The following is an 11,375-nucleotide window of genomic DNA, read 5'->3' as shown; positions in this document are numbered from 1 at the left end:
ACATTAAACCAGTATGTAGTTTGAACGCAGCATACTGGTTACTTTTATTAGATTATATTCTTTTTATTTTCTCATTTTTTAATTCATGTTTTTTAATAAATTATTACTGTTTTTCCTTCGCTCTTATATTTAAAATTTAATACAAAACTTATTTTTTGCATAAGGTCTTGTAATGATGGGTTATTATGATTCCCTCTGTATAATCTGTTTATTAGCCCCTCTTTTTCTACTTTTATTGTTACTCCATAAAAACGTTCAATATCATGTATAACTTTTTTAAAAGGAATGCCTCTATAAACCAACTTTTTTTGCATCCATAACAAAGAGAAGGAAGCGTCTACTTCTTTTTTATGTAAAACATTTTCTTTTAAAATAACTTGTTGATTAGGAAGTAATATAACACCTGAGTTTTTGTTTTCTCCTTGTTTAGAAAATAACACTTTACCTTCGTTTAAAGTAAGCACCTCTAAATCATTAGTGTAAGCTGAAAGGTTAAATTCGGTCCCCAAGACTTCGGTTCTTGATGTTGCTGTTTCAACAATAAAAGGATTTAAACTATCTTTGGCGACTTCAAAAAAAGCTTCTCCATTAAGTATTACTTTTCTATTTTCTTTATTAAACTCTTTAGATAACTTAAGTGTCGATACTGAATTTAAAGTGATTTTAGTACCATCGTTAAGTGTTATAGTTTGTAGTTCTCCTATACCAGTATTGTAAGTAATAGTATCACTCAAAAATGAAAAATAAGTAGTAAAACCTACCAAAATAAGTATAGAAGCAGCAACAGTCCATGTAGATATTTTCTTTAAAGAATATTTATGTTTATTTGCTTCAATATTAGTAGCATTGTTTATGTTTTCCCATAATTCTTTTTCTCTTGATGATGAGTTAAGTACTTCGCCTTTGTCATCAATATGGTTTGTACTGTTTATCCATTGCTCAACAATTTTTATTTCATCGTTAGAACATTGCTGATTAACATACTTTTTTAAAATTGTAGCATCTATTTTCATCAGTTTATACCTTGTTTAATAGTATAGTCGATAAAAAGAAGTAGGAGTCCTAATTAGGAGGGAAGTTTTTTTATAATAAAAAAGAAAGGGTTTTTAAGACATGTTTACGCGTATAAACTTCAGGGCTCGTGTAAGGTGATTTTTTACAGTTTTGGTAGAGATATTAAGAACTTTAGCTATTTCAGAAGTGTTCAATTGCTGCTCTCTACTAAGTCTATATACTTTTTGGCATTGACAGGGTAGTTTGTTTACAATAAGTTGAATTTCCTGTTCTAAAAACTCAAATAAGGCTTCGTTGTGTTCTAAACATTTTTCATCAAACTCAGGATGTTCGCATAAATCACATTGTGAAATATTTTTATGCTTTTTCGTATATAGTTTTCGATAATGGTCAATCACTTTTAATTTTGCAGATTTAACCAAATAGTGCTCTATAGAAGAAGTAATGACTAATTCTTTTCTACGCTTCCACAATGAAATAAAAATATCCTGTACTATTTCTTCAGATACTTCTTTATGATTAGTTTGATTATAACAGATAATGTATAATTTCTTCCAAAATTTTTTATATAAAATTTTGAATTCAATAGGGGAATTTAAATTATATGTTTTATTGAGTTTTTTAATGGTTTTAATCTTTCTGTTACATATTCTTGACAAATATATATAAAAAGCACTTATTTAGATTTAATTTAAATAATAAGATTGAAACATGTTTAATAAGCTAAAATATATTTTATCACATGAAATGTATAGAAATTATCTTGTTAGAGTAATTTTGTACTGTTCTACATATTTGACGAAACGTTCCTGAAAAATATAATAAGCACTAAATGTTAGGTTAGGTTTTGTGCGGTGGTAAGTGCTGGAAAATTGTGTTTAAAACTAAAAGCTTCTTAAAAATCAATGGAATAATACATTGTTTCAAATTTTAGCTGATAATATTACACAGAGAAATCACCATTAATTAATTTTAGATACTCAGTGAAAATTGAAATAATAGATGGAAGACAGAGGTATTAAACAGTTCTAAGGTTTATAAACAATGAATTTAAACTAAAAAAGAATGGGCTATACAATATTAATATTTCTGGTAAGCTTTACAGAGATTTAGATAAAAGTTTACAAGATTTATTTTGAGAGACCAAACATATATAAAACTACTAGATTATATTGTTAATGCAATATAATCTAGTAAGAATGTAGGTAGTCAATTTATTATTTAATCCTCAATAGTTACAGAAGCTGATCCTGCACTAGAAGAAAAGGTAACAAAGCAATGAAAATCTCCTAAAGGAACCGAACTATTATAGACGGTAGCATAAATATTACCATAATGTTCACCGTCACCATATTCGTTTTCACCATAAGAACTATAACTAGCACAATTTGTTGTTTCATAAGTAATGTCCCATTCTTCAAAACGTGAATAACCCGAATCAGAAAGTACACATTGGTATCCTAAATTAAAATAAATTCCATAAGCTCTATACCTTGCAGAAACAGCGATATGTCTATTGTTTCCATTAGATCCCTGGTAGTCATAGCGATAAGGAGCTGGGATATTTGTACATGCAGATCTAGCTAATAAAGTATTACTTCCATCTAAAAATCCTAATACATCTTCATAGATACTCAATTGAGTTATATTACTATTCTTTAAATTTATATTTGCCAAGTCATTATATTGATCTAAAAAAGATTTGTTTAATGAATAAACAGATTCAGTATTTAAATCTACTTTTATTAAATAGTCTCCAATACCTATAATATTATCTTCATTTAAAACTTCTGATAAGATATTATATTCATTGTTTATTAGTTGCTCACTATTATTTATTTCTATACGCTCCATTTCTTTTTCAAAATCTGTTTTTGAATTAAAATATTGTATTTCAGGAATATTATCAGAAATAGTATCATTTATTTCTTCGTGCTCATTTGAACAGGAAAATAGCGTAATTGTTATTGTTATCAAGAGTAAGTTTTTTGTAATTTTTTTCATATTTAGTTTAATTAAAAATAATTTAAATGTTCTCCGAATTTTTTATAGAAGTTTTGTTTTTTTCAGAAACTGTTTTTTTTGACAGTTCTGGGAGAGGAAAAATACAGAATTTTGGTTTTTGACCTTTTTAGGTCAAAACCTTGTGGGCAACTTGATTGGGTATGAAACCAGCGAAATACCTCTATGGCTCTGCGATGATAGTTGGTTTCAAGAAATTCTTTATTAATTTCGAGTTTTGTTTGAGCAAAAAAATGTTGTTGTGATGAATAAGTACAGTATTGTTAAGGTTGTAGTTTTTTCATTTTTAAATGATTTAAGGGGTTGATGAAAAATTTAATGCATACTTGTTTATTTTATAAATTAATTTATAAATAGCGCTATTTGTTATAAAATTATAATTATTTAAGATTAAAACATAAAAAAAATGTAATTTTTGTGGTTTTCCCGAAGTGATAATAAGCTGCTCTTTTACTCCAATAAAATTTTGACTAAAACAATAGCTTGCCCGAAATTGATTCGGTGTAACTTTGCTTTGGTAAAAGCTTTTATCAATACTAATCTTCTTTGATTTTTTCTTTCTAAAAGTTTCTTCAAAAATGTAATGGAATACGCTTTGCCAGAAGCGACGATAGGAGAGAAGTGGGAATGTGTATAGAATGGGATTACATATTTATTGTTTGAATATTGTTATAATTTTACTCTAAACCTGGAATGTTTTACATTTATAGACTTGATGGAGCCAGAAAAACTTCATTTACCTACAAAGGAAACCAAAAATATAAAAATTCCTTAACGATTTTCTCCGTACAACTAACTAGTAACCATGTATATTAAAAAAAAGATTGAGTTATTTAACTCAACCCTTAGTCTATAGGTTTATGTTCAATTAACGTTTCATTAATCTTTTAATAGTACTGTTTCCAAATTCTGTATCTGTAATTTTAATTAAGTAAAGGGATTGCATCAGTCTATTTAAATTAGAAATATTTATTTTTCCATTAATACTAGAATGATTTTTGTTGAAAACAATTCTTCCATTTAGGTCAAATATTTTAATATTAAATTCACTATTATTATAGCTCAAAGGTAGTTCAATAGTAATGATGTTATTAAATGGATTTGAAGTAATTAGTGTATTTTCTAGATTGAAATCGTCTATTCCTAATGAACCGTCAGGTGTCGCTGAATTACAATCATCATCTATACTATTTCCAGGAATTTCAGTGACACCTGGATTAATATTAGCATCACTATCATTACAATCTAAATTATTTACAGAATATCCTGGTGGAGCAGTTAAGTCGCATAACATAGTTGTTACTGCAGAGCCATACGTATCTCCATCGGCATCAATGTAATATATTATTGGACTACCATAATTCTGCCAATCACAAGTGCTCGAATCAAATTGATAATCATCCCAACAGTTGGTAACTTCAGGTTCTTCGGGGTATTCCCCTGTTATATCCCAATCACAAATATCATTATTAAATGTAGCGGTTTCCCAACATTCTACATATGGCTCGGTAGGCTCAATGCCTTGGTTCTCCCATGAACAAGAACTCGAATCAAATTGATAATCATCCCAACAGTTGGTAGCTTCGGGTTCTTCTGGGTATTCCCCTGTTATATCCCAATCACAAGTATCATTATTGAATGTAGCGGTTTCCCAGCATTCTACATATGGTTCGGTAGGTTCATACCCATAATTCTGCCAATAACAAGCACTCGAATCAAATTGATAGTCATCCCAACAGTTGGTAGCTTCAGGTTCTTCTGGGTATTCTCCTGTTATATCCCAATCACAAATATCATTATTAAATGTAGCGGTTTCCCAGCATTCTATATATGGCTCGGTGGGTTCATATCCATAATTCTGCCAATAACAAGAACTCGAATCAAATTGATAGTCATCCCAACAGTTGGTAGCTTCGGGTTCTTCTGGGTATTCTCCTGTTATATCCCAATCACAAATATCATTATTGAATGTAGCGGTTTCCCAGCATTCTGTAATTGGTTCGGTGGGTTCATATCCATAATTCTGCCAATAACAAGAACTCGAATCAAATTGATAATCATCCCAACAGTTAGTTGCTTCAGGCTCTTCTGGGTATTCTCCTGTTATATCCCAATCACAAATATCATTATTAAATGTAGCGGTTTCCCAGCATTCTATATATGGCTCGGTGGGTTCATATCCATAATTCTGCCAATAACAAGAACTCGAATCAAATTGATAGTCATCCCAACAGTTGGTAGCTTCGGGTTCTTCTGGGTATTCTCCTGTTATATCCCAATCACAAATATCATTATTGAATGTAGCGGTTTCCCAGCATTCTGTAATTGGTTCGGTGGGTTCATATCCATAATTCTGCCAATAACAAGAACTCGAATCAAATTGATAATCATCCCAACAGTTAGTTGCTTCAGGCTCTTCTGGGTATTCCCCTGTTATATCCCAATCACAAGTATCATTATTGAATGTAGCGGTTTCCCAGCATTCTACATATGGCTCGGTAGGCTCAATGCCTTGGTTCTCCCATGAACAAGAACTCGAATCAAATTGATAATTATCCCAACAGTTGGTAGCTTCAGGTTTTTCAGGTTGAAATACAGTAACAACACCCACACAAGTATCTGTGTTCCCAGGATTTTCTGGATCTGTTGCTGTTAAAGTCACATTATTTGCACCTATATTGGCACATGTGAAACTTGAAATATCTATTGATAGATTACCTATACTACTACCTGAATTAATATCATCAGCAGTAATTGTAAGATTTCCAGTCTCATCCAAAATAACATTAATATTTTGGCATGATGCAGTTTGAGCATAAATACAAACTACAAATAAGTTAAATGCAAAAAAAAGTAGAGTTTTTTTCATAATCGATTATATTTGTACGTATAAGTATACAAATATATGTAAAAACCCGATTAAAAGTAATAAAATCCGATAAAAAGCATTTATGTTTTAAAGAGATATATTTAAGTAAATGAATTTCTAAGTAGTTTAATGTGTTCTAAATGTTTCAAGATAAAAGAGAATAACACAAAGATTTTTTCAATCTATTGATCCAGTTATAGATTATTCTTTGCCCGAGCGAAGTTAACTTACCTAGAAGAGATGGGCATTTCATTTTTTATTTATCTACGGATATTGATATTTTAATTGTTCGTGTATTAAGTCTCTGTAACTTTTACAAGATCCTTAGCGCAATAAAACAGTTTATAAAGCAATTTTGCATAATGTCGAATTATGAATTACTATTTTGTAATATAATGATTTCGTGTTATTATATGATCAAATATATTGATATTCGGACAATGTTTAAAACAATTGTTTATAAAATCGGAATACATAATCCGAATAAGTATTTTTGTGTATAAAAAATCGGATAAAAATGACTGAATTAGGCTTATTTCTTTCTCGAAAATCTGTTAATCGTTCAGATGTAGCACGGAAAACAGGAATCAGTAAAACGAGTCAGTATTTCAAGATAGTCCAGAACCGAAGTATTCATTTCCATTATTATTATTATTATTACCTCTTCGAAAAAGTAAGTACCCCCTTTGTTGTGGATACGACATATGTTCCAACCAAAGATAACGATGGAACGAAAGTCAAAGGAAGTCTTCGTCCAAATGCAAGAGGCAAGACTAAGTTTTATACTCCCGTTTCAGGAGGAACAGAGCTGATTGAAATGGCAGTTTTGGCGTGGACGTGCCAAAATGGTCAATTTACAAACCAGATGTAGATGAAAAAGATAAAGAAGCACATATTAAGATGGGTATTTCCTTCAAGGAAGGGAAAAAGAAGTAATTCCACGCTTGTGGAAGAAGTTGGGTCATATGAAATGATCTCCCGAATACATTTTTGGAAGACTCAAAGTGATGAAGAAGGTCATGGCCTGCTAAGGATTTGGAATAGTATGATTTCAGAAGATGTCACGATAATTTTTTCTGATTTAAAAAGCAATAACGACGGTCCCCACCTTCTTGGTCATTTTGGGGAGTATATTCAAAGTGTAGAGAGAGAGTTTCCAGATCTAGTTAAAGGAGCATCCATTAGCTGGTATGTTCATCGTGGGGCTTTTTCCAGTCATGAGGGAGTGCCAGGTGAAGTTTTACTGAATGTTGATATTGAAAGTATACAGGAATCCCAAATAGCAGATGCAGTACTTGTAAGAGAACACGAAATGACAGATGAGTTGGGAGACATTAAACTAGACCCAATGAGAAGTATCTTGCAAAAATTAGATTGGGAGTTAGTGGACTACATGAATGATCCGAAATGGTGATTTGCAATCAAGCTAGACCAAAAGGAATGGGTGGAAATTTCCCAAGGTATTTTGCTTTTGTGAAAAAGGTTGGTCTTGAAGATCAATTGAAAGCCCCTGTTAATGTAACAAACTATAATGATCAATTTAATGACAGAAGAATGAAAATTTCACAAGCCACAGTAGAGAGGCATAGCAATACACTCCTTATGCATGTGGATAATGATTTGAATTTCAAATAACGTTTAACATGATAATTAAAGAACTCTCCTCATTTCTCTCGGATATCAAATCTAAGTCTTCTAATCTCGAGATCGATTCATTGAAGAGCAAAAAAATTGATCGATTCATAGAAGGGGACAGGGAGCATTACGACAGAATACATTATGATAGATCTCAACAAATTACGCAGGCTCTTGATATTGAATTTAACGAGCAACAGATGGCATATTTTTATCTTGAATCCTGTGAGTTACATTGGTCAAGAAGTGAAACAGAACCTGATGAAGGGATTATTACAGGAGGGTTCTTTATTAACGGGTTAAGAAGTATGCTTATAGAACCTAGTGATTTTTGGAATCAATGTAAATATGCTTTTGAAAAGGCTGGTCAGGAAGAATTGATGGACATGCCAGATGGCTACAGCTGGCTGGAAGGCACAACTGCGCTAATTAATCCATCTTATTACCCGCAATATGGATGTGTGAAATTAGGAGAAAGCCATTTTCTTGATAATTTTTTTTTCTTTGATAGTGGTTTTTTTTACCCTTTACCATTCAAGAGTCTAGAAGAATACTTCAAGGCGATGATTTCAACAGCTGCAGTCAATTGCTGGCAATACTTTTTTATTGATCCATCTATAGTCATCGAGAAAAATAATAAAGTAAGTTACATTTCATGGTCAAATTATTTTAGATCTAACCACCTTAAAGATCAGGATCATCATATATTCAATAGCGGTCTTGATATTGATAGGCTCGATTTAATTGAAGAGTACTTATTAAGATGTGTAAAATTACTACCATCTACTTTTCCCTTTTTAGATTTTACATATCACAAGAAATATTACGAAGAATTTAAGAAATTATACAGCAATATGAGGTAATCCAAAGCTGTTCGTGATTTGAAATCTTGAAGAGCTTTAAAAAGTTGGGTTAAGCTACTAGTGAATATTAAATGTAAACAAATTTATTTACATTTGTTTTGTGAATGACTACATTGAAAAATATAAAGGAATCCATCCTGGAATCGTTTTGTAAAGGGAGCTTAGAAATGAATTTGAAAAAGAGAAAATTTACCAAGAATTTATAGATGAGGCTGTTCGGATTTATCAGATAGGTGGCAAAACTCAAGCAGAACTTGCCAGTGACCTGGGTTGCCGAGCTAATAGTATTAGCCGTTGGGTTAAGCAGCACAAACAGAAAGAAGAGGCTCTTTTGTTTATACTAACAGGTACTGATTCAAAGGATTTTTATTGTTTAATAAATTTACGAGTATAAATTTTGCTTAAACTTTCTACTTTAATAAAGTAAAGCCCAGAATTTAATTTATTTAAATCTACTTTAATTTCTGTTTTATTTGATAATAAACTTATTTGTTTATATAGACATCCATTAACGTTATAAATACTAATTTTATTAAAAGCATCTTCACTTTTTATAGTTATTGTATTAATAATTGGATTTGGATATATTTCTAAACTAACATCATCAAAATCATAATCGGCTAGGCTAAGTACATTTTCAATAGTAGTTACTTCATTGTTTGTCATTATTGGGAAGTTGAAATCAAAATAAATTTCGGCATCATTCTCAATAGTATTTGTTAATACTAAAGTATCCAATGTTCTAATTTTAAAAACGACAAAACCATCGTTATTATCATTATCAAAAGGTAAGTTTATATTTTCAAATATAAATTCTACTGTATTATTATTATTAATTCTAGTAATCATAGAGTGGCTTGAAGTTACAGTTTTTAAGGTTGAAATATCAAACATGCTAGGATCTATTTCATCCTTAACTACTACATTTATTGCATTTGCAGTTCCTGTATTTTCAAATCTAATCATATAGTTAAGGTATTCACCAGCTCTATCTGGAGTAAGTGTATTGCCTTCTATACAAGTTTTATCGTTAGGGTCGAAAGAATTAACTACAGTTTGAGGAAAATTAAAGACATTATCATTTGGCGTTTCATCATTTGTAGAATGGGATAGTGATGCTATAAAATTTAAAACGTCTCCACCATTAAGCGGAAAGTTTGCATCTGTTGGTGTATTTAAATTCATTGACACATAAATCTCTCTACTCTCAAAAGGTAAAATATTACTAAAATTCCATATTAACGTATTTAAATTTTGCGAATCTAATACAGGATTAGCTGAAACAAAATTCATAACATTGTCTTCAAAAGTAAAATGAAGTGAGCCTGTTAAAGAGGTTGTACCTTTGTTTGTGTAAATTAATTTATATTTCGCATCGAAACCAGGTCTGGCATCGTTAAATGGTATAATAACAACTTCTAAATCATTAAAATCTCCTTTAGGCGTCAAGCAAAAATTTTGAATACTAGGACTTGAATCACTAGGAAAATCCACTGTAATGGATAAAGGGGAAACGTTAAAATAATTTGATGGATTATCTAATATTGGTGTAATGGTATGGGTACCGTCTTGGAGATGTATTGAATAACGCCCTAACTCATTTGAAAAAAAATAACCAGAAACAATACCATCAGTTATATTTAGTTTAAGATTGGGAAACATTATATCACTAACATCACAACCATTATTATCAATATCTAAGGTTGTTTCACCTTCTACGATATAAAAATTTCCTCCAGGAACAAATGAACAATATGAGTGGACAACGCAGTTTGTATAGCCATAATCATCTACCAAATCTTGAATTACTTGTTGTTCATCTTCATCAACACAGATATATTCTAAAGTAGGAGTATTATCAAACAATAATTCCATTTCACTGGAGGAATTACCGTTTTTTAAAAACAAAGAAGTTAACGGGTTTGCACTACAAGCTAAAGAAATTATACTTGGGTTCTGATTGATGTCTATGTTAGTCAATAGATTAATAGAACAAAGAAAAATTTCTAAATTTGGATTTTGACTAATATCTATAGAGGTAAGTTTGTTATTTCTAAGTTGTAAGTTAACAAGTTTTTGGTTTTGACTAACATCTAAACTTGCTAATTGATTATTACTAAGAAAAAGTTCTTTTAGTTCTGTACATTGATTTACGTCTATTGATGTAAGTTGATTGTTTTGTAAACCCAAAATTGTAAGGTTTACGTTCTGACTTAAATCTAATGTTGGAAGGTCACTACCAGTTATTCTTAACTCTTTAAGTTTAGTATTTTGATTTAAATTTAAACTAGTTATGTTATTAGAATAATTACTTAATGCCTCAAGATTAGTAAAGCTAGCAATACCTTCTAGCGAAGTTATGTTTTCATTTGAATGGAATAGTCGGAATACAGCTTCAGCCTCACTAACTTGTATTTCACCATCATTATTAAAATCAACATCGGAATCAGATATACCATCACCATTGGTGTCAGCACAAATATTATTAATTAAAGCATTTTTAAAATTAACATCTGGTATGTTAACGATTTGTGCTTCTAAAGAAGCTGAAATAATAAGTAGCAATAAAAAAAGTAGGTTTTTCATGCTAACAAATGTAAAGATAATATACTTGTATCGAGCCTTTGGCAGCCGCAATTTTACATAATTGTAAAGGTGTTTAATGCTTCAAGTGATGCGCATAAATAAAAACGAAAACATTCTGGGGTATATACATAATATTGAATTATAGCTACACATCTAAAATTATTATATTAAAGCCACAAATTTCCTTAAACCTGTTACAATAAAATTCATAAAACTATAGTTTACAAAACAATTTTTATAATGTCTTATTATAATTTATTTTGACTTATAATGTTCTGCGTTAAGTAACTTTGCTTTGATAAAAAGCTTTTACCAATACTAATTTTCTTTAATTTTTTTCTTCCTAAAAGTTTCTTTAAAAATGTAATAGAATATGCTTTTCCCGA

9 protein-coding genes are annotated in these 11,375 nt (G+C 30.4%); 4 read left to right on the top strand and 5 right to left on the bottom strand.

What is annotated here, in order from left to right:
• Window positions 1-92 precede the first annotated feature (92 nt).
• The 4 genes from Q4Q40_RS18085 to Q4Q40_RS18070 all read right to left on the bottom strand — a co-directional run bounded on the left by Q4Q40_RS18085 (window position 93) and on the right by Q4Q40_RS18070 (window position 5,905).
• On the bottom strand, window positions 93-1,013 hold the full coding sequence (locus tag Q4Q40_RS18085) for a FecR family protein (RefSeq protein WP_303303376.1): 921 nt from the start codon (window positions 1,011-1,013) through the stop codon (window positions 93-95).
• A 93-nt stretch (window positions 1,014-1,106) separates the two neighbouring features.
• On the bottom strand, window positions 1,107-1,673 hold the full coding sequence (locus Q4Q40_RS18080) for an RNA polymerase sigma-70 factor (protein WP_303303375.1): 567 nt from the start codon (window positions 1,671-1,673) through the stop codon (window positions 1,107-1,109).
• A 562-nt stretch (window positions 1,674-2,235) separates the two neighbouring features.
• Window positions 2,236-3,018 (bottom strand): hypothetical protein, encoded by a 783-nt coding sequence (locus tag Q4Q40_RS18075; protein WP_303303374.1) that lies wholly within the window; start codon window positions 3,016-3,018, stop codon window positions 2,236-2,238.
• 886 nt (window positions 3,019-3,904) lie between these two features.
• Entirely contained in the window at window positions 3,905-5,905 is a 2,001-nt protein-coding gene (locus Q4Q40_RS18070; protein ID WP_303303373.1) for a T9SS type A sorting domain-containing protein, read from the bottom strand.
• 517 nt (window positions 5,906-6,422) lie between these two features.
• Between Q4Q40_RS18070 and Q4Q40_RS18065 the strand changes: the two genes are divergently transcribed.
• The 4 genes from Q4Q40_RS18065 to Q4Q40_RS18050 all read left to right on the top strand — a co-directional run bounded on the left by Q4Q40_RS18065 (window position 6,423) and on the right by Q4Q40_RS18050 (window position 8,403).
• On the top strand, window positions 6,423-6,776 hold the full coding sequence (locus tag Q4Q40_RS18065; RefSeq protein ID WP_303303372.1) for a hypothetical protein: 354 nt from the start codon (window positions 6,423-6,425) through the stop codon (window positions 6,774-6,776).
• Between the two features lie 99 nt (window positions 6,777-6,875).
• Complete coding sequence (locus Q4Q40_RS18060) at window positions 6,876-7,319, top strand: hypothetical protein (RefSeq protein ID WP_303303371.1); 444 nt, start codon at window positions 6,876-6,878, stop codon at window positions 7,317-7,319.
• Window positions 7,320-7,345: 26 nt separating this feature from the next.
• On the top strand, window positions 7,346-7,540 hold the full coding sequence (locus Q4Q40_RS18055; RefSeq protein ID WP_303303370.1) for a hypothetical protein: 195 nt from the start codon (window positions 7,346-7,348) through the stop codon (window positions 7,538-7,540).
• A 200-nt stretch (window positions 7,541-7,740) separates the two neighbouring features.
• Window positions 7,741-8,403 (top strand): hypothetical protein, encoded by a 663-nt coding sequence (locus Q4Q40_RS18050; RefSeq protein ID WP_303303368.1) that lies wholly within the window; start codon window positions 7,741-7,743, stop codon window positions 8,401-8,403.
• A 366-nt stretch (window positions 8,404-8,769) separates the two neighbouring features.
• On the opposite strand, the gene Q4Q40_RS18045 is transcribed toward Q4Q40_RS18050, so the two are convergent.
• The gene (locus Q4Q40_RS18045) at window positions 8,770-10,989 is read right to left on the bottom strand and encodes a T9SS type A sorting domain-containing protein (protein ID WP_303303367.1); all 2,220 of its coding nucleotides are present in this window, start codon (window positions 10,987-10,989) and stop codon (window positions 8,770-8,772) included.
• Window positions 10,990-11,375 lie beyond the last annotated feature (386 nt).

The sequence above is a fragment of the Flavivirga jejuensis genome (genome assembly GCF_030540765.1).
Classification (GTDB): Bacteria; Bacteroidota; Bacteroidia; order Flavobacteriales; family Flavobacteriaceae; genus Flavivirga; species Flavivirga jejuensis.
Note: the sequence above shows the minus strand (reverse complement) of the source record. Positions and strands in the feature narration are given on the sequence as shown.

Coding starts and splice junctions, on each gene's coding strand:
- Q4Q40_RS18065 (WP_303303372.1), top strand. CDS start 6,423: ATGACTGAATTAGGCTTATTTCTTTCTCGAAAATCTGTTAATCGTTCA.
- Q4Q40_RS18060 (WP_303303371.1), top strand. CDS start 6,876: ATGATCTCCCGAATACATTTTTGGAAGACTCAAAGTGATGAAGAAGGT.
- Q4Q40_RS18055 (WP_303303370.1), top strand. CDS start 7,346: ATGGGTGGAAATTTCCCAAGGTATTTTGCTTTTGTGAAAAAGGTTGGT.
- Q4Q40_RS18045 (WP_303303367.1), bottom strand. CDS start 10,989: ATGAAAAACCTACTTTTTTTATTGCTACTTATTATTTCAGCTTCTTTA.
- Q4Q40_RS18075 (WP_303303374.1), bottom strand. CDS start 3,018: ATGAAAAAAATTACAAAAAACTTACTCTTGATAACAATAACAATTACG.
- Q4Q40_RS18070 (WP_303303373.1), bottom strand. CDS start 5,905: ATGAAAAAAACTCTACTTTTTTTTGCATTTAACTTATTTGTAGTTTGT.
- Q4Q40_RS18050 (WP_303303368.1), top strand. CDS start 7,741: ATGGCATATTTTTATCTTGAATCCTGTGAGTTACATTGGTCAAGAAGT.
- Q4Q40_RS18085 (WP_303303376.1), bottom strand. CDS start 1,013: ATGAAAATAGATGCTACAATTTTAAAAAAGTATGTTAATCAGCAATGT.